Source organism: Rubellimicrobium aerolatum (genome assembly GCF_017872975.1).
Classification (GTDB): Bacteria; Pseudomonadota; Alphaproteobacteria; order Rhodobacterales; family Rhodobacteraceae; genus Rubellimicrobium; species Rubellimicrobium aerolatum.
Genome location: NZ_JAGGJP010000011.1, coordinates 84,936 through 107,274, shown reverse-complemented (window position 1 = coordinate 107,274; position 22,339 = coordinate 84,936). Strand labels below are relative to the sequence as shown.

The 22,339-nt window shown below is 68.0% G+C and carries 33 protein-coding genes; all 33 read right to left on the bottom strand.

Going from position 1 to position 22,339, the window contains the following annotated elements; translation table 11 throughout:
- Window positions 1-126 precede the first annotated feature (126 nt).
- A complete protein-coding gene (locus J2Z33_RS13050) occupies window positions 127-852 on the bottom strand; it encodes an ATP12 family chaperone protein (RefSeq protein WP_209841732.1) in 726 nt (241 codons plus the stop codon).
- Window positions 849-1,880 carry an RluA family pseudouridine synthase gene (locus J2Z33_RS13045; RefSeq protein ID WP_209841729.1) on the bottom strand — a complete coding sequence of 344 codons (1,032 nt, stop codon included), beginning with the start codon at window positions 1,878-1,880 and terminating at the stop codon, window positions 849-851. The genes J2Z33_RS13050 and J2Z33_RS13045 overlap by 4 nt, the downstream gene beginning before the upstream one ends.
- The gene (locus J2Z33_RS13040; protein ID WP_209841727.1) at window positions 1,877-2,224 is read right to left on the bottom strand and encodes a fluoride efflux transporter FluC; all 348 of its coding nucleotides are present in this window, start codon (window positions 2,222-2,224) and stop codon (window positions 1,877-1,879) included. The genes J2Z33_RS13045 and J2Z33_RS13040 overlap by 4 nt, the downstream gene beginning before the upstream one ends.
- A gap of 58 nt (window positions 2,225-2,282) precedes the next feature.
- Window positions 2,283-3,605 (bottom strand): replication-associated recombination protein A, encoded by a 1,323-nt coding sequence (locus J2Z33_RS13035; protein ID WP_209841725.1) that lies wholly within the window; start codon window positions 3,603-3,605, stop codon window positions 2,283-2,285.
- Window positions 3,606-3,711: 106 nt separating this feature from the next.
- Window positions 3,712-4,137 carry a 50S ribosomal protein L17 gene (rplQ, locus tag J2Z33_RS13030; RefSeq protein ID WP_209841723.1) on the bottom strand — a complete coding sequence of 142 codons (426 nt, stop codon included), beginning with the start codon at window positions 4,135-4,137 and terminating at the stop codon, window positions 3,712-3,714.
- 104 nt (window positions 4,138-4,241) lie between these two features.
- Complete coding sequence (locus J2Z33_RS13025) at window positions 4,242-5,258, bottom strand: DNA-directed RNA polymerase subunit alpha (RefSeq protein ID WP_209841721.1); 1,017 nt, start codon at window positions 5,256-5,258, stop codon at window positions 4,242-4,244.
- A 120-nt stretch (window positions 5,259-5,378) separates the two neighbouring features.
- Window positions 5,379-5,771 carry a 30S ribosomal protein S11 gene (gene rpsK / locus J2Z33_RS13020; protein ID WP_037277351.1) on the bottom strand — a complete coding sequence of 131 codons (393 nt, stop codon included), beginning with the start codon at window positions 5,769-5,771 and terminating at the stop codon, window positions 5,379-5,381.
- 13 nt (window positions 5,772-5,784) lie between these two features.
- Entirely contained in the window at window positions 5,785-6,153 is a 369-nt protein-coding gene (rpsM, locus tag J2Z33_RS13015; RefSeq protein ID WP_209841719.1) for a 30S ribosomal protein S13, read from the bottom strand.
- 179 nt (window positions 6,154-6,332) lie between these two features.
- The gene (locus tag J2Z33_RS13010) at window positions 6,333-7,001 is read right to left on the bottom strand and encodes an adenylate kinase (RefSeq protein WP_209841717.1); all 669 of its coding nucleotides are present in this window, start codon (window positions 6,999-7,001) and stop codon (window positions 6,333-6,335) included.
- Between the two features lie 32 nt (window positions 7,002-7,033).
- Window positions 7,034-8,398 (bottom strand): preprotein translocase subunit SecY, encoded by a 1,365-nt coding sequence (secY, locus tag J2Z33_RS13005; protein ID WP_209841715.1) that lies wholly within the window; start codon window positions 8,396-8,398, stop codon window positions 7,034-7,036.
- A gap of 104 nt (window positions 8,399-8,502) precedes the next feature.
- Window positions 8,503-8,994: a 50S ribosomal protein L15 gene (rplO, locus tag J2Z33_RS13000; protein ID WP_209841712.1), complete on the bottom strand. Its 492-nt coding sequence runs from the start codon at window positions 8,992-8,994 to the stop codon at window positions 8,503-8,505.
- A gap of 334 nt (window positions 8,995-9,328) precedes the next feature.
- Window positions 9,329-9,520, bottom strand: coding sequence for a 50S ribosomal protein L30 (gene rpmD, locus J2Z33_RS12995; RefSeq protein WP_209841710.1), 192 nt, complete (start codon window positions 9,518-9,520; stop codon window positions 9,329-9,331).
- Between the two features lie 3 nt (window positions 9,521-9,523).
- Window positions 9,524-10,087, bottom strand: coding sequence for a 30S ribosomal protein S5 (rpsE, locus tag J2Z33_RS12990; protein ID WP_209841708.1), 564 nt, complete (start codon window positions 10,085-10,087; stop codon window positions 9,524-9,526).
- A gap of 11 nt (window positions 10,088-10,098) precedes the next feature.
- A complete protein-coding gene (rplR, locus tag J2Z33_RS12985) occupies window positions 10,099-10,458 on the bottom strand; it encodes a 50S ribosomal protein L18 (RefSeq protein ID WP_209841706.1) in 360 nt (119 codons plus the stop codon).
- A gap of 12 nt (window positions 10,459-10,470) precedes the next feature.
- Window positions 10,471-11,010, bottom strand: a complete 540-nt coding sequence (gene rplF / locus J2Z33_RS12980) for a 50S ribosomal protein L6 (RefSeq protein WP_209841704.1) — start codon at window positions 11,008-11,010, stop codon at window positions 10,471-10,473.
- Between the two features lie 10 nt (window positions 11,011-11,020).
- Window positions 11,021-11,413, bottom strand: coding sequence for a 30S ribosomal protein S8 (rpsH, locus tag J2Z33_RS12975; protein WP_209841702.1), 393 nt, complete (start codon window positions 11,411-11,413; stop codon window positions 11,021-11,023).
- 10 nt (window positions 11,414-11,423) lie between these two features.
- Window positions 11,424-11,729 (bottom strand): 30S ribosomal protein S14, encoded by a 306-nt coding sequence (gene rpsN / locus J2Z33_RS12970; protein WP_209841699.1) that lies wholly within the window; start codon window positions 11,727-11,729, stop codon window positions 11,424-11,426.
- A 21-nt stretch (window positions 11,730-11,750) separates the two neighbouring features.
- Window positions 11,751-12,314 carry a 50S ribosomal protein L5 gene (rplE, locus tag J2Z33_RS12965; RefSeq protein WP_209841696.1) on the bottom strand — a complete coding sequence of 188 codons (564 nt, stop codon included), beginning with the start codon at window positions 12,312-12,314 and terminating at the stop codon, window positions 11,751-11,753.
- Window positions 12,314-12,622: a 50S ribosomal protein L24 gene (rplX, locus tag J2Z33_RS12960; RefSeq protein ID WP_209841695.1), complete on the bottom strand. Its 309-nt coding sequence runs from the start codon at window positions 12,620-12,622 to the stop codon at window positions 12,314-12,316. The genes rplE and rplX overlap by 1 nt, the downstream gene beginning before the upstream one ends.
- Window positions 12,622-12,990, bottom strand: a complete 369-nt coding sequence (gene rplN, locus J2Z33_RS12955; RefSeq protein ID WP_002722508.1) for a 50S ribosomal protein L14 — start codon at window positions 12,988-12,990, stop codon at window positions 12,622-12,624. The genes rplX and rplN overlap by 1 nt, the downstream gene beginning before the upstream one ends.
- Before the next feature lie 79 nt (window positions 12,991-13,069).
- Window positions 13,070-13,309 (bottom strand): 30S ribosomal protein S17, encoded by a 240-nt coding sequence (rpsQ, locus tag J2Z33_RS12950; RefSeq protein WP_209841693.1) that lies wholly within the window; start codon window positions 13,307-13,309, stop codon window positions 13,070-13,072.
- 5 nt (window positions 13,310-13,314) lie between these two features.
- The gene (gene rpmC / locus J2Z33_RS12945; protein WP_209841692.1) at window positions 13,315-13,527 is read right to left on the bottom strand and encodes a 50S ribosomal protein L29; all 213 of its coding nucleotides are present in this window, start codon (window positions 13,525-13,527) and stop codon (window positions 13,315-13,317) included.
- A 241-nt stretch (window positions 13,528-13,768) separates the two neighbouring features.
- Window positions 13,769-14,182: a 50S ribosomal protein L16 gene (gene rplP, locus J2Z33_RS12940; protein ID WP_209841689.1), complete on the bottom strand. Its 414-nt coding sequence runs from the start codon at window positions 14,180-14,182 to the stop codon at window positions 13,769-13,771.
- Between the two features lie 13 nt (window positions 14,183-14,195).
- Window positions 14,196-14,930, bottom strand: coding sequence for a 30S ribosomal protein S3 (rpsC, locus tag J2Z33_RS12935; protein ID WP_209841688.1), 735 nt, complete (start codon window positions 14,928-14,930; stop codon window positions 14,196-14,198).
- Entirely contained in the window at window positions 14,930-15,322 is a 393-nt protein-coding gene (gene rplV, locus J2Z33_RS12930; protein ID WP_209841686.1) for a 50S ribosomal protein L22, read from the bottom strand. Before rplV ends, rpsC begins: the two co-directional genes overlap by 1 nt.
- A 3-nt stretch (window positions 15,323-15,325) precedes the next feature.
- Window positions 15,326-15,604, bottom strand: coding sequence for a 30S ribosomal protein S19 (rpsS, locus tag J2Z33_RS12925; RefSeq protein WP_209841684.1), 279 nt, complete (start codon window positions 15,602-15,604; stop codon window positions 15,326-15,328).
- A gap of 3 nt (window positions 15,605-15,607) precedes the next feature.
- Window positions 15,608-16,447, bottom strand: coding sequence for a 50S ribosomal protein L2 (rplB, locus tag J2Z33_RS12920; RefSeq protein ID WP_209841682.1), 840 nt, complete (start codon window positions 16,445-16,447; stop codon window positions 15,608-15,610).
- Window positions 16,448-16,576: 129 nt separating this feature from the next.
- The gene (locus tag J2Z33_RS12915; RefSeq protein WP_209841680.1) at window positions 16,577-16,876 is read right to left on the bottom strand and encodes a 50S ribosomal protein L23; all 300 of its coding nucleotides are present in this window, start codon (window positions 16,874-16,876) and stop codon (window positions 16,577-16,579) included.
- Entirely contained in the window at window positions 16,873-17,490 is a 618-nt protein-coding gene (gene rplD / locus J2Z33_RS12910; protein WP_209841679.1) for a 50S ribosomal protein L4, read from the bottom strand. Before rplD ends, J2Z33_RS12915 begins: the two co-directional genes overlap by 4 nt.
- Window positions 17,490-18,344: a 50S ribosomal protein L3 gene (rplC, locus tag J2Z33_RS12905; protein WP_209841677.1), complete on the bottom strand. Its 855-nt coding sequence runs from the start codon at window positions 18,342-18,344 to the stop codon at window positions 17,490-17,492. The genes rplD and rplC overlap by 1 nt, the downstream gene beginning before the upstream one ends.
- Window positions 18,345-18,354: 10 nt before the next feature.
- Window positions 18,355-18,669 carry a 30S ribosomal protein S10 gene (rpsJ, locus tag J2Z33_RS12900; protein WP_139078564.1) on the bottom strand — a complete coding sequence of 105 codons (315 nt, stop codon included), beginning with the start codon at window positions 18,667-18,669 and terminating at the stop codon, window positions 18,355-18,357.
- Window positions 18,670-18,800: 131 nt separating this feature from the next.
- Window positions 18,801-19,976, bottom strand: a complete 1,176-nt coding sequence (tuf, locus tag J2Z33_RS12895) for an elongation factor Tu (RefSeq protein ID WP_209841645.1) — start codon at window positions 19,974-19,976, stop codon at window positions 18,801-18,803.
- Window positions 19,977-20,066: 90 nt separating this feature from the next.
- The gene (fusA, locus tag J2Z33_RS12890; RefSeq protein ID WP_209841675.1) at window positions 20,067-22,184 is read right to left on the bottom strand and encodes an elongation factor G; all 2,118 of its coding nucleotides are present in this window, start codon (window positions 22,182-22,184) and stop codon (window positions 20,067-20,069) included.
- Window positions 22,185-22,339 lie beyond the last annotated feature (155 nt).

The following is a 22,339-nucleotide window of genomic DNA, read 5'->3' as shown; positions in this document are numbered from 1 at the left end:
CGGCGGGGCCACCTCGCCCCGACTGCCCAAACTGTCGGCGCAAACATTCACGACGGTCAAGCGGTCCATGACGAAAATCGAACAAAGGACCGCCCAACGCGGCGGCACCTGCCCGATTCCGTGGCGTCAGACCCGGGGCCTGCGAGGCGTGAGCCGGGCGTGGAAGCGGGCCGCGTCCAGGAAGGCCGTCCGCCGCAGCTCGGCGGCCTCGGCCGCCTCCTCGTCCTCGCCCCATTCCTCGATCTGGAAGTCCTCGTCGAGCCGCGACAGCCGCCACGCCTCCTCGGCCGAGAGCCGCCCCTCCACCACCGCCAGCGCTAGCACCAGCGACCCGGACAGCGACACGAGGTCGTGGAACGCCGCCAACTCGAAGGCGTCCATCGCCTCGACTGGCTCGCGCAGCCGCGCGAGGTCGGCCTCGGCCTGGGCCACCGGCATCACGCCTTGCACGGCGCACAGGTCCGCGCCCAGCGCCTCGGCGCTCCAGGCCAAAAGCGGGTCCCAGCCTGCCCGCTGCCGCGCCACCAGCCGCTCCGGCGCCTCGGCGCGGTAGCAGAGCAGGTCCGAAGCTCCAAAGGCCGAGAGCATCTCGACCACCTCGGGGCGGCTCGCGCTCACCTTGTCGATGGCGGCGTTGGCAAGCCGCGTCGCCGGCATGGTGACCGGATCGACCTGCCCCTCCTGCGCCGCCCATTCCCGCGCCACCTCCTCGGCGAAGGCGCGCGTCGGCACCACCAGCCGCGCCTTGCCCGGCGTCCTCACTGGCCGCCCGTCAAGCGTCACGGCAAAACCATCGCCCTCGGGAACGACCGCGACCTCGGTCCAGAACCGCTTCGAGGCCCAGCCGCTCATTCGCGATCCTCGAACGGATCGACAAGGGCCTCCCTCGGGTCCCAGCCCAAGTAATCCCAGGTGTCCTTCATGTGCGGGGGCAAGGGCGCGGTCAGGGTCAGCAGGGCCTTGGTGATCGGATGCTCGACGATCAGGGTGCGGGCGTGGAGATGCAGCTTGCGCGACAGGTCGCCGCCCATCCCCGCGCCCCAGCCGTCGCCCAGGTTCTCCTGCGCGCTGCCGCCGTACTTGCCGTCGCCCAGGATCGGATGCCCCAGCTCGGCCATATGGGCGCGAAGCTGGTGCGTCCGCCCCGTCACCGGCTGCATCGCGACCCAGGACAGCCGCCCGCCGGCGTTCTCCACGGTCATGAACTCGGTCACCGCACGCTTGGCCCCCGGCGTGGAGTCGACCTCGCGCGGGTGGACGCAACGCATCTTCTCGTCCCCGCGCCCGCCTTCCTTCACGAGGCCGAACTTGATCGTCCCGGCTCTTGGATAAGGCACGCCAGCGACCACCGCCCAATATATCTTCCGCACGTTCCGGTGCCGCAGCGCCTCGGACAGTCCCCGCGCCACCCGGTCCGTCCGCGCCAGCAGCAGCACCCCCGACGTGTCCTTGTCGAGCCGGTGCACGAGCTTCGGCCGGTCCTTGTAGCCGAAGGCCAAGGCCGGGGTCAGCCCGTCCACGTGCCGGTCCCCCTGCCCCGAGCCACCCTGCGACGGCAGCCCCGGCGGCTTGTTCAGCACGATGATGTGTTCGTCCTTCCACATCACCGCCGCCTGGATCATCGCCTCGTCGCTCCGCGACAGCCTCGAGGCCGGCGGTGCAGGCTGATCCATGTCCGGCAGCGGCGGAATCCGGACGGTCTGCCCCTCGGCCACCCGGGTCGCCGAGGTCACGCGCCCGCCGTCCACCCGCAGCTCCCCCTTGCGGCACATCTTCTCGATGGCTCCCTGCGTCAGCAGCGGGAACCGCTTCCGGAGCCAGCGGTCCAGCCGCTGCTCCCCCTCGCCCGCCGCGACCATCAGCATCTGCACCCCGCTCATGCGAGCCTCCCGAGCCGGAGCCCGACCCAGCAGGCCAGGAGCGACAGGGCGACCGAGGCCGAAACATAGGCCAGCGCCTGCCCGCCGCGCCCGCCCTCGACCAGCCGGAGTGCGTCGAGCGAGAAGGCCGAGAAGGTGGTGAAGCCACCGAGCGCCCCGGTCATCAGCAGCGCGCCCAGCGCCGTTCCAGAGCCGAGGAGCGCGAAAAGCCAGCCCATCAGGAGCCCGCCCGCGACGTTGACGAGGAGCGTGGCCCAAGGCGAAGGCACGAGAAGCCCGACCAGCGCCCGCGCCGAGGAGCCGAGCGCGCCGCCGAGAGCGACGAGGAGGAATGTGCGTGTCATGCGGGCCTTCTTGGGGCGGACGCTCCCGGTGTCAACACACGGAACGGCGCGGAAGTTCTCAGCGGCCGTCGCGCCGCTTCACCCGCAGCCCTGCGAAGAAGTCCACGCGCTTGCGCAGCTCCCTCTCGAACCCCCGGTCCACCGGCACGTAGTAGACGCCCCGCTTCATCCCTTCCGGAAAGTAGTCCTGCCCCGAGAAGCCCCCTTCGGCGTCATGGTCGTATTCGTAGCCCGCCCCGAACCCCTGCTCCTTCATCAGCCGCGTCGGCGCATTCAGGATGTGCTTGGGCGGCAGGAGCGAGCCGGTCCTGCGCGCTGCCTCGCGCGCCGCCTTGTAGGCCACGTAGACCGCGTTCGACTTGGGGGCGAGCGCGAGGTAGATCACCGCCTGCGCCAGCGCCAGTTCCCCCTCCGGCGAACCCAGCCGCTCGTAGGTCTCCCATGCCTCGACGCACACGCCCTGCGCCTGCGGATCGGCCAGCCCGATGTCCTCCACCGCCATCCGCGTGATGCGGCGCGCGAGGAAGCGCGGGTCCTCGCCCCCCTCCAGCATCCGTGCGAACCAATACAGCGCCGCGTCCGGGTCCGACCCCCGCACCGACTTGTGCAGCGCCGAGATCAGGTTGTAGTGCCCGTCCCCATTCTTGTCGTAGTTCGCCGCCCGCCGCCGCAGCCGGCTCGACAGAGTGGCGGTGTCTAGCGTCCCGGCCCCTGTCCACGACGCCACCTGCTCGATGAGGTTGAGGAGCGCCCGCCCGTCCCCGTCAGCCATCTCCTGCATCGCCTCGCGCGCCGGTCCGTCGAGCGGAAGCCGCCGCCCCAGCTCCTTCTCGGCCCTCTGCGTCATCCGCTCCAGATCCGCCAGCGTCAGGCGGTTGAGCGTCAGCACCTGCGCCCGCGACAGCAGCGCCGCGTTCAGCTCGAAGCTCGGGTTCTCGGTCGTCGCGCCCACGAGGACGATGGTGCCGTCCTCCATCAGCGGCAGGAAGCCGTCCTGCTGCGCGCGGTTGAAGCGGTGGATCTCGTCTACGAAGAGCAGCGTCCCCCGCCCCTGCCGTCGCCGCAGCCGCGCGGCGTCGAACACCTTCCGAAGCTCCGGCACGCCGGTGAAGATCGCGCTGATCTGCTCGAAATGCAGGTCCGTCTCGCGGGCGAGAAGCCGGGCGATGGTCGTCTTGCCCACCCCCGGCGGTCCCCAGAGCACCAGAGACGACAGGCTCCGCGCCGCCAGCATCGCCCCGATCGGCCCCTCGGGACCGAGCAGGTGATCCTGCCCGATGACCTCGGCCAGCCACTGCGGCCGCAGCCGGTCGGCCAAGGGACGCGGGGCGCCGGGGCCGGGCTCGCGGTCGGAGGGCAGGAGGTCGAAAAGGTCGGACATGGGACGAGTCTATCCGGCACCGACGCCGATGCAACATGGCGCCCTTGACGAAAAAGGCCCCGTCCGGTCGGGACGGGGCCTCGAAATAGTCAGCCGGGACGCCGGATCACTCCGCGTTCGCGAACTCTTCCTGCGCGGCGAGGAAGGCACGATCGGACGCGCCCTTCGCCTCGGGATCGCGGTCCACCAGCTCGATGATCGCCATCGGCGCCATGTCACCATAGCGGAAGCCGGCCTTCAGCACGCGGCAGTAGCCGCCCTGACGCTCCTGATAGCGGGGCCCCAGCGCGTCGAAGAGCTTCTTCACGTGGATGTCCTGCTTGAGCTGCGCCGCCGCCTGGCGACGGGCGTGCAGGTCGCCGCGCTTGCCCAGCGTGATCAGCTTGTCGATGATCCGCTTCAGCTCCTTGGCCTTGGGGAGCGTGGTCTTGATCTGCTCATGCTCGATGAGCGAGCCCGCCATGTTGGCGAAAAGCGCCTTGCGGTGCTCGGGCGTGCGGTTCAGACGGCGGTAGCCGCTGCCATGTCTCATGATGATCTCCTGATCCGTGTTTTGCTTTGTCCGGCGAACCTCATGAGGGTCCGCTCACCTTGGGGCGTGATGCCCGATGCGGCGGGGCCGTGGCCCCGCCCTCCTCAGAACTGGTCCTCGAACTTCTTGGCCAGTTCCTCGATGTTCTCCGGCGGCCAGTCCTCGACCTCCATGCCGAGGTGCAGGCCCATGCCCGAGAGCACCTCCTTGATCTCGTTGAGCGACTTCCGCCCGAAGTTGGGCGTCCGCAGCATCTCGGCCTCGGTCTTCTGGATGAGGTCGCCGATGTAGACGATGTTGTCGTTCTTGAGGCAGTTGGCCGAACGGACCGACAGCTCCAGTTCGTCCACCTTCTTGAGCAGGAGCGGGTTGAACTCCAGCCCGTCCTCCAGCGCGCCGGCGGTGGCCGACTCGGGCTCCTCGAAGTTGAGGAAGATCGAGAGCTGGTCCTGGAGGATGCGCGCGGCGTAGGCCACGGCATCGTCCGGGGTCAGCGCGCCGTTCGTCTCCAGCTTCATGGTCAGCTTGTCGTAGTCCAGGACTTGCCCCTCTCGGGTGGGCTGGACGTCGTAGCTGACCTTCTTGACCGGCGAATAGATGGCGTCGATCGGGATCAGGCCGATCGGCGCATCCTCGGGCTTGTTCTTGTCGGCCGAGACGTAGCCCTTCCCCTGCGCGACGGTCAGCTCCATGTAGAGCGACGCACCCTCGTCGAGGTGGCAGATCACATGGTCCTTGTTCAGGACCTCGATCCCGGACGACTCGGAGATGTCGCCCGCCGTGACCGCGCCCGGCCCCTTGGCCTGGACGGTCAGCCGCTTGGGCCCGTCCACGTCCATGCGGATCGCCACGCCCTTGAGGTTGAGGACGATGTCCGTCACGTCCTCGCGGACGCCCGCCACCGACGAGAACTCGTGAAGCACGCCATCGATCTGAACCGACACGATGGCAGCGCCCTGGAGCGACGACAGCAGCACCCGGCGCAGCGCGTTGCCGAGCGTCAGGCCGAAGCCCCGCTCCAGCGGCTCGGCGACGAGGGTCGCCTGGCGCTGCGGATCGTTGCCGGGCCGGACCTCGAGCTGCTGCGGCTTGATGAGCTCGGACCAGTTCTTGTGGATCATGCGTCCCTCCATTCGCGCGGTGCCCTTCATGTCCAACAAGGCTCCACTCCCGAGGTTGACTTGAAAACGACGAGACGGGGCCGCGCGACAGCGCAGCCCCGCCCATGGATATTGGCGGCGTCAGACGCGGCGGCGCTTCGGCGGGCGGCAGCCGTTGTGCGCGATGGGCGTCACGTCGCGGATGGAGGTGATGGAGAAGCCCACCGCCGCCAGCGCGCGGAGCGCCGATTCACGACCCGAGCCGGGACCTTGCACCTCGACCTCGAGGGTCTTGACGCCATGCTCCTGCGCCTTGCGGCCGGCGTCCTCGGCGGCCATCTGGGCGGCGTAGGGCGTGGACTTCCGCGAGCCCTTGAAGCCCATGGTGCCGGCCGACGACCAGGCGATGGCGTTGCCCTGCACGTCCGAGATCAGGATCTTGGTGTTGTTGAACGAGGAATTCACGTGGGCCACGCCCGCCGCGATGTTCTTCGAGACCTTCTTCTTGCCGCCGCGGCGGGTATCACGAGCCATGTCAGTCTACCCCTTACTTCTTCTTGCCGGCGATCGGCTTGGCCGGGCCCTTGCGGGTCCGCGCGTTCGTGTGGGTGCGCTGGCCGCGAACCGGCAGGTTCCGGCGGTGGCGCAGGCCACGGTAGCAGCCGAGGTCCATCAGCCGCTTGATGTTCATGGTCGCCTCGCGGCGCAGGTCGCCCTCGACGACGAAGTTCGCGTCGATGTGCTCGCGGATGGCGAGGATCTCGGCGTCGGTCAGCGAGTCCACCCGGCGGCTGGCTTCGATGCCCAGCGCCTTGGTGATCTCCTCGGCCGTCGCGGGGCCGATGCCGTGGATGTAGGTGAGGGCGATCGGAACCCTCTTCTTGGTCGGGATGTTGACCCCGGCGATACGTGCCACGTGGGTGGTCCTTTCGTTGCGGCTCCGTGGTGCCGGAGCCTTTTTTCACAACCGCGACGCCTGCTCGGGACGCCGCTCCTCAGAGGCGGTCGGGCCAGGGCCGCCGGGCCCATGGCCGGTGATTCCCAGCTGGGATGGGGCGTCTTAGTGGCAGTCCCGGCCGCCGTCAACCCCGGCCGTCAGGCCCGTTCGAGGACCTGGCCCTCAAGGACCCGCCCGATGTCGCGCGACACGGCGTCCATCTCGCGCAGGCCGTCCACCGACCGCAGCAGCCGCTTGACGTGGTAGTAGCCCACAAGCGGCGCCGTCTCCTTGTAGTAGGCGAAGAGACGCGTCCTCATGCTCTCGGCGTTGTCGTCGCCGCGCCGTGTGAAGCTCGTGCCGCCGCACTTGACGCAATGCCCGTCCGGGGGCACGGGCTTGGTTCGGTCGTGGTAGACCTCGCCGCAGGCGCCGCAGGTGGACCGCCCGGACACCCGGGCCACCAGCTCCTCGTCGTCGTCCACGCGCATCTCGATCACGTGGTCGAGCCGCATCCCCTCGCCCGCCATCATCTCCTCGAGGGCATCCGCCTGCCGCAGCGTGCGCGGGAAGCCGTCGAAGATGACGCCGCCGCCCAGATCCCCCTGCAGCAGCCGCTCGCGGATCAGGCCGACGACGATCTCGTCGGTGACGAGGTGGCCCTTGTCCATCACCTCGGCGACGCGCCGCCCCATCTCCGTGCCCGACTTCCGCGCGGCGCGGAGCATGTCGCCCGTGGAAAGCTGGACCATGCCCCGCCCCTCCACCAGCAGCCGAGCCTGCGTTCCCTTGCCGGCACCCGGCGGCCCGAGAAGAATGATGTTCATGGACGCCTCGCCCTCCCCTTGGGGTCTTCCATTCAGCGGCGCGCGGGGCCGCCCGTGCGCGGCGTCCGGGCCTTGCGTCCCCGGAGCTGCGACCGCTCGATCAGCCCCTCGTACTGATGCGCGAGCAGATGGGACTGGATCTGCTGGATCGTGTCCATCCCTACCGAGACGATGATGAGCACGGAAGTGCCACCAAAGTAGAAGGGCACCGCCAGCTCGGCCCGCAGGATCTCGGGCAGGAGGCACACGAGCGCGAGGTAGGCCGAGCCCAGCACCAGCAGGCGGTTGACGACGTATTCCAGGTAGTCCGCCGTCCGCTTGCCGGGCCGGATGCCTGGGACGAAGCCGTTCTGGTTCTTCAGGTTCTCGGCCACGTCGTCGGTCTTGAAGGCGACCTCGTGCGTGTAGAAGTAGGTGAAGAACACGATCATGCCGACGAAGAACAGCAGGTAGAGCGGCTGCCCCGGCCCGAAATAGGCCAGGAAGGTCGACATGATCGGCCCCGAGGTCGTGTGCGAGAAGGTGGCGATGGTCGAGGGCAGCAGCAGCAGCGCCGAGGCGAAGACCGCCGGGATCACGCCCGCCGGGTTCACCTTGATCGGCAGGTGCGACGAGCCGCCGTCGTAGACCTTCATGCCGACCTGCCGGCGCGGATACTGGATGTGGATCTTGCGGAGCGAGCGCTCCATGAAGACCACGAAGGCCAGCACCACCACGACCATCACGGCCACGATCAGGATGACCAGCGGGCTCACCGCTCCGGTGCGGCCCTGGCTGAGGAACTGGGCCACCGCGCCCGGCAGGTCGGCGATGATGCCGACGAAGATGATGAGCGAGATTCCGTTGCCGATCCCGCGCGAGGTGATCTGCTCGCCGATCCACATCAGGAACATCGTGCCGCCCACCAGCGTGATGACGCAGGAGGCCAGGAAGAACGGCCCCGGGCTCGCCACCAGGCCGCCGGCCTCAAGGCTCACCGCCATGCCGTAGGCCTGGAACGTCGCCAGCACGAGCGTGAAGTAGCGCGTGTACTGGTTCAGCTTCTTGCGGCCCTGCTCGCCTTCCTTCTTCAGGCCCTTCCAGGGCTCGTACATGGAGGCGACGAGCTGGATGATGATCGAGGCCGAGATGTAGGGCATGATGCCGAGGGCGAAGATCCCCATCCGCGACAACGCGCCGCCGGTGAACATCGACAGGATGCCGCCGATCCCGGCCGCCGCGTCCTGCATGAAGTTCCGGAGCGCGGCGCCGTCGATCCCCGGGACGGGGATGTAGGTGCCCAGCCGGTAGACGATCAGCAGCCCGATCGTGAAAAGGATTCGCTGCTTGAGCTCGGTGGCCTTTCCGAAGGCCGCCCAGCTCATGTTCGAGGCCATCTGTTCCGCTGCCGATGCCATGGCTTTCTCCGTCAGGACAGCGCCGCCGACCGGAGAGCCGGCGGCGGCGCGTGGGGGACCTTACCCGGGTGGGGCGCTGAGGGGAACGGGGCTCGCGCCCCGTCTCACGCGGCGTTGTCCGCCGGGGCCTCCACGGCCGCCTGCTTGACGGTCAGGGTGCCGCCCAGGGCCTCCACGACGGCGATGGCGCCGGCCGAGGCTCCGGTCACGTCGAGGACGACCTTGGCCGTCAGCTCGCCCTTGGCCAGCACGCGGATGCCGTCGCGCGACCGGCGCAGCACGCCGGCCCCGACCAGCACCGTCTCGGTGATCGGCTGGGCGGCGTCGATCTTGCCGGCATCGATGAACTTCTGGATCAGGCCCAGGTTCACCACGGCGTATTCCTTGCGGTTCGGCTTGTTGAAGCCACGCTTCGGCAGCCGCATGTAGAGCGGCATCTGCCCGCCCTCGTAGCCGCCCAGGGCCACGCCCGACCGGGACTTCTGGCCCTTGATGCCGCGCCCGGCGGTCTTGCCGACGCCCGAGCCGGGGCCACGGCCGACGCGGACCTTCTTCTTGGCCGCGCCCGGGTTGTCGCGGAGCTCATGCAGTTTCATGTCGCTTCTCCTTTGGCCGGACACGCCCCGCGAGCGACGATGCGGGGGGACTCGGCATATGATCGAACGATGCGTCCCGAACGGGAGCCCGGCCCGATACACCGGATTCGCCAGGCGCTCAAGTCCCCCAGGGATCTCGACGCCACCGGGGCCCTGTCCCACGACCCACTCTCCCCTCCCTTTCCCGCCGGGTCCGCAGCAGGCCGGACGACCGGCTCCAGGCCACCACGTGACGCAGGATAGGTCATCGGCGGGACCGGGCCGTGCCACGAACGAAAGCGCCCCGCGGTCTCCCGCGGGGCGCTCCGATGCGTTTCACCCGAGGACGGAGAGCTTACTCGCCCCGCTCCTCGACGATCCGCACGAGGTGCGGGATCGCGTTGACCATGCCACGCACCGAAGGAGTGTCCTCCAGCTCGCGGGTCGCGCGGATCTTGTTCAGGCCCAGCCCGATGAGCGTCTGGCGCTGCACGTCGGGCCGACGGGCAGGCGAGGCGATCTGCTGGACGACGATGGTCTTGGCCATGGATCAGGCCTCCGCCGCTTGGGTCTCGGCCTCGGGCTGGCGGAGGATCTCCGCTACCTTCTTGCCGCGACGCTGGGCCACGGACCGGGGCGACGCTTCCTTGGTGAGGCCGTCGATGGTCGCGCGGATCATGTTGTAGGGGTTGTTCGAGCCGAGGGACTTGGACACGATATCCTGAAGCCCCAGCATCTCGAAGACCGCGCGCATCGGGCCGCCGGCGATGATGCCGGTGCCCGCGACGGCGGTCCGCATCACGACGCGGCCGGCGCCGTGGCGCCCTTCGATGTCGTGGTGCAGGGTCCGACCTTCCCGAAGGGGAACCCGGATCATGCTGCGCTTGGCCTGCTCGGTGGCCTTGCGGATGGCCTCGGGGACCTCCTTGGCCTTGCCCTTGCCGTAGCCCACGCGGCCCTTCTGGTCGCCCACCACCACGAGAGCGGCGAAGCCGAACCGCTTGCCCCCCTTCACGGTCTTGGACACCCGATTGATCGCGACGAGGCGATCGGCGAACTCGGGGGCCGCGTCCTCGCGGTCCCGACGATCGCGGCGTTGTTCACGTTCTGCCATTCTCTCGCCCCTCAGATCGTCAGGCCGTTTTCACGGGCCGCGTCGGCAAGCGCCTTGATCTTGCCGTGGAACAGGAAGCCACCCCGGTCGAAGTAGGCTTCCGTCACGCCGGCGGCCTTGGCCCGCTCGGCGATGGTGGCGCCGATCTTCGCGGCGGCCTCCAGGTTGTTCTTCCCGACAAGGCCCAGGTCCTTCTCAAGCGTCGAGGCGGAGGCGAGCGTCACGCCCCGCGCGTCATCGATGAGTTGGGCCGAGATGTTCTTGCTGGAGCGGTGGACGGACAGGCGGAGCTTGCCCGTGTTGACCGTCTTGAGCTTGTTCCGAACGCGCATCCGGCGCTTCTGGAACAGCTCGAGCTTCGTGCTGGCCATGATGTGCGTTCCTTACTTCTTCTTGCCTTCCTTGCGGAAGATGAACTCGCCCCGGTAGCGGATGCCCTTGCCCTTGTAGGGCTCGGGCGCGCGCCATTCGCGGATCTCGGCCGCGACCTGGCCGACCTGCTGCGGATCGATGCCTTCGACCACGATCACGTCGTTCCGCGCACTCGGCGTGGAGAGCTTGATGCCCGCCGGCGGATCGTAGCTCACGTCGTGGCTGTATCCGAGAGCGAGCTTGAGCGTGTTGCCCTGCATCGTGGCGCGGTAGCCCACGCCGGTGATGTCCAGCTCCTTCTTGAAGCCCTGGGTCACGCCGGTGACCAGGTTCTCCACCATGGAGCGCGACATCCCCCATTGCTGGCGGGCGCGCTTGGACAGGCCGCGCGGGGTGACGGCGATGGCGCCGTTCTCCTGCGCGATGGTCACGTCGTCCGTGGCCTTGAAGGTCAGGGTGCCCTTGGGCCCCTTCACCTCGATGGTCTGGCCGCTGATATTCGCGGTGACCCCCGTCGGGAGCGGGACGGGCTTCTTGCCGATTCGAGACATGGAAGCCTCCTCAGAACACGGTGCAGAGCACTTCGCCGCCGACATTGGCGGCGCGTGCGTGCGCATCGGACATCACGCCACGAGGCGTCGAGACAATGGAAACGCCGAGGCCCTGACGGACGCTCGGAAGCTCCTTGACGCCCGAGTAGACGCGGCGGCCCGGCTTGGAGACCCGCTTGATCTCGCGGATGACCGGGATGCCCTCGTGATACTTGAGCTCGATGCGCAGCTCGGGGTGGCCGGCCGCGTTGGTGGCCGCCTCGTAGCCCCGGATGTAGCCCTCGTCCTTGAGCACGTCGAGCACGCGGGCGCGCAGCTTGGAGGCCGGGGTCAGGACCACGGTCTTGCCACGCATCTGGGCGTTGCGGATGCGGGTCAGCATATCGCCGATCGGATCGTTCATGATGACCTCCTTACCAGCTCGACTTCACCAGGCCCGGGATCTCGCCGTTCGAGCCGAGCTCGCGCAGCATGATCCGGCTGATCTTCAGCTTGCGGTAGTAGGCGCGGGGCCGGCCGGTGAGCTGGCAGCGGTTCCGCACGCGGGTGGCCGAGGAGTTGCGCGGCAGCTCGGCGAGCTTGAGCGTCGCCTTGAAGCGTTCCTCGACGGGGGCATTCTTGTCGTTCGCGACGACCTTCAGGGCGGCGCGCTTGGCGGCGTACTGCTCGACCAGGCGGGCGCGCTTCTTGTCGCGTTCGATCATGGATTTCTTGGCCATGGTGCTATTCTCTCCCGCGGCTCAGCTGTTGAACGGCATGTTGAAGTGCTTCAGCAGCGACTTCGCCTCGGCGTCGGTCTTGGCCGTGGTGCAGATCACGATGTCCATGCCCCAGACCTCATCGACCTTGTCGAAGTTGATCTCGGGGAACACGATATGCTCCTTGAGGCCGGTCGCGTAGTTGCCGCGTCCGTCGAACGAGGTGCCCTTCACGCCGCGGAAGTCGCGGATGCGGGGCATCGCCACGGTGACGAGACGATCCAGGAACTCGTACATCCGGTCGCCGCGCAGCGTGACCTTGACGCCGAGAGGCATCTCCTCGCGGACGCGGAAGCCCGCGATCGACTTCTTGGCCTTGGTGATGACGGCCTTCTGGCCGGCGATGGTGGACAGGTCCTCCTGCGCCGACTTGATCTTCTTGGAGTCCCGAACGGCCTCCGAGCCGGCCCCGATGTTCAGCACGATCTTCTCGAGCTTCGGGATCATCATGTCGTTCTTGTAGCCGAACTCTTCCTTGAGAGCGGCGCGGATGCGGGCCTTGTAGTCCGCCTTCAGGCGCGGGGTGTAGGTGGTGGTGTCGAGCATCAGATCACGTCCCCCGTGGTCTTGGCGAAGCGGACCTTGGTCCCGTCTTCCTGGAAGCGGAAGCCGACGCGCGTGGCCTTGCCGTTGGCGTCCACGAGCGCGAGGTTCGACAGGTCGATGGGCATCGCCTTCGGCTGGCGGCCGCCCTGGTTGGTCTGCGACGGCTTCACATGGCGGATCGCCACGTTGACGCCCTCGACGACGGCGCGGTTCTCCTTGGGAAGGACGGACGCGACCTCGCCGGTCTTGCCCTTGTCCTTGCCGGCGAGCACGACCACGCGGTCACCCTTGCGGATCTTGGCGGCCATCAGAGCACCTCCGGAGCCAGCGAGATGATCTTCATGAAGTTCTTCGCGCGCAGCTCGCGCACGACCGGCCCGAAGATGCGAGTGCCGACCGGTTCGCCCTGGTTGTTCAGGATGACGGCGGCGTTGCGGTCGAAGCGGATGGTGGTGCCATCCTCACGGCGCACTTCCTTCGCGGTGCGGACGACGACGGCCTTGCGGACGTCGCCTTTCTTGACGCGACCCCGGGGGATCGCTTCCTTGACGGAGACGACGATGATGTCGCCCACCGACGCGTAGCGCCGGTGCGATCCGCCCAGGACCTTGATGCACTGAACCCGGCGGGCGCCGGAGTTGTCAGCGACATCCAGATTGGTCTGCATCTGGATCATGTGGTTTCTCCCGACCTGTGGGGGGGACCCGACCTAACGGCTGTCCCGTGTCCCCAGGGTTTCGATTTCACGGTGATCCTCAGGCCTGCTCGGCCAGAAGGACTTCCCAGCGCTTGGACGCGGACTTCGGGGCGCATTCGATGATGCGGACCGTGTCGCCCGCCTTGAACACGTTGTTCTCGTCGTGGGCACGGTATTTCTTCGACGATCGGATCGTCTTCTTCAGGATGGGGTGGGTGAAGCGACGCTCGACGAGGACGGTCACCGTCTTGTCGTTCTTGTCGGAGGTCACGACGCCCGAAAGGATGCGCTTGGGCATGGAGCTCAGGCCTCTTGCGCGGCCTGGGCCGCCTTTTCGTTGAGGATGGTCAGGACGCGGGCGGCCTCCCGGCGGGCGGCGCGGATCCGCGCGGTGTTCTCGAGCTGGCCCGTCGCTTGCTGGAAGCGCAGGTTGAAGCCCTCTTTCTTGAAGTTCGCGAGCTGGTCGCGAAGCTGGTCGGGCGTCTGCCCGCGAAGGTCCTTGGCGTTCGTCGCCATCGTTCGTCCTTTCTTCAACATCACCGGAGAGCCCCGAGCCTTGTCGGCCAGGTCACCCTGGATCCCGGTGGAGGGGATGAGGGGGCCTCTTACAGCCTGGGCGACGCAGAGGCAAGCGCGAATCTTCGGCTCACCTTCGATCGCCCGAGCGGCGTCCCCGCCCCTCCGAAACGAAGGGACCCCGGCCGGGCTGGGCCGGGGTCCCGCTTGTCGTGTCTCGCCCCCATCAGGGGGCGGACGCTTACCAGTCCTCGCGGACGATGGTGCGCGTCTTGACCGGCAGCTTCATCGCGGCCAGCCGAAGGCCCTCGCGGGCGACATCCTCGGGCACGCCATCGACCTCGAACATGATGCGGCCGGGCTTCACGCGGCAGGCCCAGAAATCGACCGAGCCCTTGCCCTTGCCCATCCGCACCTCGATGGGCTTGGAGGTCACGGGCACGTCCGGGAAGATGCGGATCCACACCCGGCCCTGCCGTTTCATGTGGCGCGTCAGCGCGCGGCGCGCGGCCTCGATCTGGCGGGCGGTGACCCGCTCCGGCTCCGTGGCCTTCAGGCCGTAGGTGCCGAAGTTGAGGTCGGAGCCACCCTTGGCGTCGCCATGGATGCGGCCCTTGTGGAGCTTGCGGAACTTGGTGCGCTTCGGTTGAAGCATCTTATCTCACTCCTCAGCGGTCGCGGTCGCGGTCGCGGTCGCGACGCTCGGGGCGGGCGCCACGCGGAACGGCGGTGTCCTGCAGCTCGGCGGCCTTGCGGTCGCGCGCCTGCGGGTCGTGCTCCATGATCTCGCCCTTGAAGATCCAGACCTTGATCCCGATGATCCCATAGGGCGTCGTGGCCTCGGACAGCGCGTAGTCGATGTCGGCCCGCAGGGTGTGCAGGGGCACGCGGCCCTCGCGGTACCATTCGGTCCGGGCGATCTCGGCGCCGCCGAGGCGGCCCGCGACGTTGACCCGGATGCCGAGCGCGCCCATCCGCATGGCGCTCTGCACGGCGCGCTTCATGGCGCGGCGGAACGACACCCGGCGTTCGAGCTGCTGGGCGATGCTCTCGCCGACCAGGGCGGCGTCCAGCTCGGGCTTGCGGACCTCGACGATGTTGAGGTGCAGCTCCGACTTCGTCAGCGCCGCCACCTTCCGGCGGAGCGTCTCGATGTCGGCGCCCTTCTTGCCGATGATGACGCCCGGACGGGCGGCATGGATCGTCACCCGGCACTTGCGGTGCGGACGCTCGATGATGACGCGGCTGATGCCGGCGGCCTTGGCTTCCTTCTTGATGAAATCCTTGATGCGGATGTCCTCAAGAAGCAGGTCGCCGAAGTCTTTCGAGTTGGCGAACCACCGGCTGTCCCAGGTCCGGTTGACCTGAAGGCGCATGCCGACGGGGTTGACCTTGTTGCCCATCAGGCTTGCTCCCCCTGAACGGCGTCGATCTGACGCACGGTGATGGTGAGTTCCGAGAACGGCTTCACGATCTTGCCGAAGCGGCCGCGCGCGCGCGGACGGCCCCGCTTCATCGTGAGGTTCTTGCCGACCCAGGCCTCCGCGACGATGAGGCTGTCAACGTCCAGGTTGTGGTTGTTCTCGGCGTTGGCAATGGCCGACTGCAGGCACTTCTTCACGTCGCCCGCGATCCGCTTGTGCGAGAAGGTGAGGTCGGCCAGGGCCTTCTCCACCTTCTTGCCGCGGATCAGCGTCGCGACGAGGTTCAGCTTCTGCGGGCTGATGCGAAGCATCTTCGCTTTCGCCATCGCCTCGTTGTCCGCCACGCGGCGCGGATTCTTCTCCTGACCCATGGCTTACTTCCTCTTGGCTTTCTTGTCGGCGGCGTGGCCGTAATAGGTCCGCGTCGGCGAGTATTCACCGAACTTCTGGCCGATCATCTCCTCGGTGACGTTCACCGGGATATGCTTCCTGCCATTGTAGACGCCGAAGGTGAGGCCCACGAACTGGGGCAGGATGGTGGAGCGGCGCGACCAGATCTTGATGACCTCGTTGCGGCCCGACCCCCGCGACGCCTCGGCCTTCTTCAGGACGTAGGCATCGACGAAGGGGCCTTTCCAAACGGAACGCGACATGGATCAGCGGCCTTTCTTCGCGTGGCGCGAGCGCACGATGAGCTTCTCGGACGCCTTGTTGCGGTTGCGGGTGCGGTTGCCCTTGGTGCCCTTGCCCCAGGGCGTGACCGGGTGGCGGCCACCCGAGGTCCGGCCCTCGCCACCGCCGTGCGGGTGGTCGATGGGGTTCATGGCGACGCCGCGCACCGTCGGACGGACGCCCAGGTGCCGCATCCGGCCCGCCTTGCCGTAGTTCTGGTTCGAGTTGTCGGGGTTCGACACCGCGCCGATGGTGGCCATGCATTCCTGCCGGACCAGCCGCAGCTCGCCCGACGACAGGCGGATCTGCGCGTAGCCGCCATCGCGGCCCACGAACTGCGCGTAGGTCCCGGCGGCGCGGGCCATCTGCCCGCCCTTGCCGGCCTTCAGCTCGACGTTGTGGACGATCGTCCCGATCGGCATCCCCGAGAAGGGCATCGCGTTGCCGGGCTTCACGTCGGTCTTCGCGCCGGCCACCACGGTGTCACCCACCGCGAGGCGCTGGGGCGCGAGGATGTAGGCCTGCTCGCCGTCAGTGTAGCGGATCAGGGCGATGAACGCGGTCCGGTTGGGATCGTACTCGATCCGCTCCACGGTCGCGGGGACGTCGAACTTGCGACGCTTGAAATCGACGACGCGGTAGAGGCGCTTGGCGCCGCCACCCTTGTGCCACATCGTGATCCGCCCGGTGTTGTTCCGGCCGCCGGTCTTCGTCAGACCTTCCGTCAGGGTCTTGACGGGGCGCCCTTTCCAAAGCTCCGAACGGTCGATCAGAACCAGCCCTCGCTGGCCAGGCGTCGTCGGCTTGTACGACTTGAGTGCCATGCTTTCTGTCTTCCGTCTGCTTGGCGCGACCCCGAGGGGCCGCGTCTCTGAGGTATAGGGCCCCGAAGGTCCCCGGTTGGAACGACGAGGCCCCGGAACTGGTCCGGGGCCGGTCGGTGGTGCGGTCCCTTACGCGAGACCCGTGGAGACGTCAATGCTGTGGCCCTCTTCGAGGGTCACGTAGGCCTTCTTGACGTCGTTGCGCGTGCCGGGGCGGCCCCGGAAGCGCTTGGTCTTGCCCTTGGTGACGACGGTGTTGACCGCCTTGACCTTGACGCCGAACAGGGCCTCGACCGCCGCCTTGATGAGCGGCTTGGTCGCCTCGGGGGCGACCTCGAACACCACGGCGTTCGACTCCGAGGCCAGGGTCGCCTTCTCGGTGATCACCGGGCGGCGGATGATGTCGTACTGCGCGGGGGTCGCGGTCATTTCAGTCGGGCCTCCAGGGCTTCGACCCCGGCGCGCGTGAGCACGAGCGTGTCGCGGCGCAGGATGTCGTAGACGTTGGCGCCGATGACCGGCAGCACGTCCAGGGTCTCGATGTTGCGCGCGGCGCGGGCGAAGCCTTCGTCCACGGTCGCGTCGATCACCAGCGCCCGCTTCCAGCCCAGCGTGTCGAGCTGCTTGGCGAGCATCCGGGTCTTGGCCTCGCCGACGCGGGCCTCCTCGATGACCACCAGCTCGCCGGCGCGCGCCTTCGCCGAGAGGGCGTGCATCAGGCCGAGACGGCGGAACTTCTTGTTGAGGTCATGGGCGTGGCTGTGGGGCTTGGGGCCCTTCGAGATGCCGCCGTGACGGAAGATCGACGCCTTCTTGGAGCCGTGGCGCGCGCCGCCGGTGCCCTTCTGGCGATAGATCTTCTTGGTCGAGTAGCTGACCTCGGCCCGGGTCAGGGTCGAGTGCGTGCCGGCCTGGGCCTTGGCGCGCTGCCAGCGCACGACGCGGTGCAAGATGTCGGCGCGCGGCTCCAGGCCGAAGATCGCGTCGTCCAGCTCCACGGTGCCGGCGGATTCGCCGGTCAGGGTGATGGCGGTGGCCTGCATCAGTCCTTGCTCCCCTCTTCGGCGGCGGCGTCGCCGGCCGGGGCTTCGTTGGCGGCGGCGGCTTCCGCGGCCTCGATGGCGGCCTGCTCGGCCTCGGCGGCGGCGCGCGCGGCGGCGTCCGCCTCGGCGGCGGCCTGGGCGGCGGCTTCCTCGGCGAGGCGCCGGGCCTCACGCTCGGCCGAGCGCAGCGCGGCCGGCAGGATCAGGTTCTCGGGCTGCGGCTTCTTGACGGCGTCCTTGACCGTCACCCAGCCGCCCTTGTTGCCCGGCACCGCGCCCTTGACCATCACGAGGCCACGGTCGGTGTCGATGCGGACGACCTGCAGGTTCTGCGTGGTCACGCGGGCGGTGCCCATGTGGCCGGCCATCTTCTTGCCCTTGAACACCTTGCCGGGGTCCTGGCACTGGCCCGTGGACCCGTGCGAGCGGTGCGACACCGACACCCCGTGCGAGGCCCGGAGGCCGCCGAAGTTGTGCCGCTTCATGGCGCCCGCGAAGCCCTTGCCGATGGACGTGCCGGACACGTCCACGAACTGGCCGGGGAAGTAGTGGGCGGCGATGATTTCCTCGCCCACGCCGATCAGCGCCTCGGGATCGACGCGGAACTCGACCATCTTGCGCTTGGGCTCGACGCCCGCCTTGGCGAAGTGGCCGCGCATCGGCTGGGTCGTGCGCTTGGCCTTGGCCGTGCCCGCGCCGAGCTGGACGGCGGTGTAGCCATCCGACTCGACCGTGCGCTGGGCCACGACCTGGACGTTGTCGAGCTGGAGCACGGTCACCGGGACCTGCTTGCCATCCTCGAGGAACAGGCGGGTCATGCCCACCTTCTTGGCGATCACACCGGAACGAAGCATCCCTGGCACCTCAGACCTTGATCTCGACATCGACGCCGGCCGCGAGGTCGAGCTTCATCAGCGCGTCCACGGTCTGGGGCGTCGGGTCCACGATGTCCAGGAGCCGCTTGTGGGTGCGGATCTCGAACTGGTCACGGGACTTCTTGTCGATGTGCGGGCCGCGCAGGACCGTGAACTTCTCGATCTTGTTCGGGAGCGGGATGGGGCCCCGGACGTTGGCGCCGGTGCGCTTGGCGGTCGACACGATCTCGGCGGTGCTGGCGTCCAGCACGCGATAGTCGAACGCCTTGAGGCGAATGCGAATGGTCTGGCTGTTGCCGGCCATGGGTATGCCTTTCAAGGCTCAAAAACGGTCGAGAGGTGGACCGGCGGGATTGCCGGGCCACGTCGGACCGGTCGTCACGTAATGCTGAGGGCGCGCGTCTAGCGCGCGCCCTCAGAGAAGTCAAGCAGCGATCACGCCAGGATCTTGCTGACCACGCCCGCGCCGACGGTGCGGCCGCCTTCGCGGATGGCGAAGCGCAGGCCGTCCTCCATGGCGATGGGGGCGATGAGCTCGACGTTGAACTTCAGGTTGTCGCCCGGCATCACCATCTCGGTGCCCTCGGGCAGCTGCACGGTGCCCGTGACGTCCGTGGTGCGGAAGTAGAACTGCGGCCGGTAGTTGGCGAAGAACGGCGTGTGGCGCCCGCCCTCCTCCTTGGTCAGGATGTAGGCCTCGGCCTCGAACCGGGTGTGCGGCTTTACCGAGCCGGGCTTGCACAGCACCTGCCCGCGCTCCACGCCCTCGCGGTCGATGCCGCGCAGCAGCGCCCCGATGTTGTCGCCCGCCTCGCCGCGGTCGAGAAGCTTGCGGAACATCTCCACGCCCGTGCACACCGACTTGCGCGTGTCGCGGATGCCCACGATCTCGATCTCGTCGCCCACGTTGATCACGCCCCGCTCCACGCGGCCCGTCACCACCGTCCCGCGCCCCGAGATCGAGAACACGTCCTCGATCGGCATCAGGAACGGCTGGTCCACCGCCCGCGCCGGCGTCGGGATGTACTCGTCCACCGCCGCCATCAGCGCCCGGATCGAGTCCTCGCCGATGTCCTTGCGCTCGCCGATCATCGCCTGGTGCGCCGAGCCCTTGATGATCGGGATGTCGTCGCCGGGGAACTCGTAGGACGACAGAAGCTCGCGCAGCTCCATCTCCACCAGCTCCACCAGCTCCTCGTCGTCCACCAGGTCGATCTTGTTCATGTACACGACCAGCGCGGGAACCCCCACCTGCCGCGCCAGCAGGATGTGCTCGCGCGTCTGCGGCATCGGCCCGTCGGACGCCGCGCAGACCAGGATGCCCCCGTCCATCTGCGCCGCCCCCGTGATCATGTTCTTCACGTAGTCGGCGTGGCCGGGGCAGTCCACGTGCGCGTAGTGACGGTTCGCCGTCTCGTACTCCACGTGCGCCGTCGAGATCGTGATCCCCCGCGCCCGCTCCTCGGGGGCCGCGTCGATCTGGTCATAGGCCTTGAAGTCGCCAAAATACCGCGTGATCGCCGCCGTCAGCGTCGTCTTGCCATGGTCCACGTGACCAATGGTCCCAATGTTCACGTGCGGTTTGTTCCGCTCGAACTTCGCCTTCGCCATGATGGCTTCTCCTGTTCGTCAGACTGTCGGCAGGCCGGGACCTGCCATGTGGGTCGGCGGGGCGCCCTTCGCAAGCGCCCCGCCCCGCCGTCAGGCGTACTTCTTCTGGATCTCTTGCGAGATGTTCTCGGGCACCGGCTCGTAGTGGTCGAACTGCATCGTGAACTGCGCGCGGCCCGAGGTCATGGAGCGCAGCGTGTTGATGTAGCCGAACATGTTGGCCAGCGGAACGAAGGCGTTGATGACGTTCGCGTTCCCGCGCGAGTCCTGCCCCTGCACCATGCCCCGGCGCGAGGTCAGGTCGCCGATGACGCCGCCCGTGTATTCCTCGGGCGTGACCACCTCGACCTTCATGATCGGCTCCAGCAGCTTGGCGCCGGCCTTCTTGAGACCTTCCCTCATGCACATGCGCGAGGCGATCTCGAAGGCGAGGACCGAGGAGTCCACGTCGTGGAACTTGCCGTCCACCAGCGCCACCCGGAAGTCGATCACCGGGAAGCCCGCCAGCGGGCCCGAGTCCATGACCGACTTCACGCCCTTCTCGACGCCCGGGATGTATTCCTTGGGCACCGCGCCGCCGATGATCTTCGACTCGAAGCTGAAGCCCTCGCCGGGCTCCGTCGGCGTGATGTCGAGCTTGACCTCGGCGAACTGGCCCGAGCCGCCCGTCTGCTTCTTGTGCGTGTAGGTGTGCGTGACCGGGTGGGAGATCGTCTCCCGGTAGGCCACCTGCGGCGCGCCGATGTTGGCCTCGACCTTGAACTCGCGCCGCATCCGGTCGACGAGGATGTCGAGGTGAAGCTCGCCCATGCCCTTCATGATCGTCTGGCCGGACTCGATGTCCGTCTCGACGCGGAAGGACGGGTCCTCGGCGGCCAGGCGAGCGAGGGCGGTCGCCATCTTCTCCTGGTCGGCCTTGGTCTTGGGCTCGACGGCGATCTCGATCACCGGCTGCGGGAAGGTCATCGTCTCGAGGACCACCGGCTCCTTGTCCGAGCAGAGCGTGTCCCCGGTCGTGGTGTCCTTCAGGCCCGCCAGCGCGATGATGTCGCCCGCGAAGGCTTCCTCGATCTCTTCCCGGTTGATGGCGTGCATCATCATCATCCGGCCGACGCGCTCGCGCTTGCCCTTGGTCGAGTTCAGCATCGCGTCGCCCTTCTTGAGGACGCCCGAGTAGATGCGCGTGAAGGTGAGCGAGCCCACGAAGGGGTCGTTCATGATCTTGAAGGCCAGCGCCGAGAAGGGCTGGGTGTCATCGGCCGAACGGGGGATGCTCCGCGTCTCGGTCTCGTCGCCCGGCTTGAAGCCCATGTAGGCGGGCACGTCGAGCGGGCTCGGCAGGAAGTCGATGACGCAGTTGAGCATGGGCTGCACGCCCTTGTTCTTGAAGGCCGAACCCGCGGTGACGGGGACGAACTTCATGGCGAGGCAGCCCTTGCGGATCAGCTCGCGCAGCTTGTCGGCCGTGGGCTCCTCGCCTTCGAGGTAGGCCTCCATCGCCTCGTCGTCCATCTCGACGGCGAGCTCGACCATCTTGCCGCGCCATTCGGCGGCAAGCTCCTGGAGCTCCTCGCGGATCGGCTGGCGGGTCCAGGACGCGCCCAGGTCCTCGCCCTTCCAGGTCCACTCTTCCATCGTGATGAGGTCGATGATGCCCTCGAGCTTGTCCTCGGCCCCGATCGGCAGCGCGACGGGGCACGGGGTCGCGCCCGTGCGATCCTTGATCATGCGGACGCAGTTGAAGAAGTCCGCGCCGATCTTGTCCATCTTGTTGACGAACACGATCCGGGGGACCTCGTAACGGTCGGCCTGCCGCCAGACGGTCTCGGTCTGCGGCTCCACGCCGGCGTTGGCGTCCAGAAGGCACACCGCGCCGTCGAGCACGGCGAGCGAGCGCTCCACCTCGATGGTGAAGTCCACGTGGCCGGGGGTGTCGATGATGTTGAAGCGGTGCTTGTCGCCGATGTGCTCGCCGGGGTTCTCGGTGCGCTCCCAGAAGGTGGTCGTCGCGGCGGACGTGATGGTGATGCCGCGCTCCTGCTCCTGCTCCATCCAGTCCATCGTCGCGGCGCCGTCATGGACTTCGCCGATCTTGTGGGACTTGCCGGTGTAATACAGGATGCGCTCGGTCGTGGTGGTCTTGCCGGCGTCGATATGCGCCATGATACCGAAGTTCCGGTAGAGGCGCAGGGGATATTCGCGGGCCATGTCAGGTCCTCTGATGTGAGGCCTAGGGCCTCGGGCGGTCAGTTCGTCTTGTCCGAAGACACCCGGTGGGCATCCCCGATGTGGGCGCGGCGCGCAAGGGCCTCGGCCGCTGCGCCCGTCTCCGCGAGGTCGCGACGCGGCCCGTCGCGTCCGAG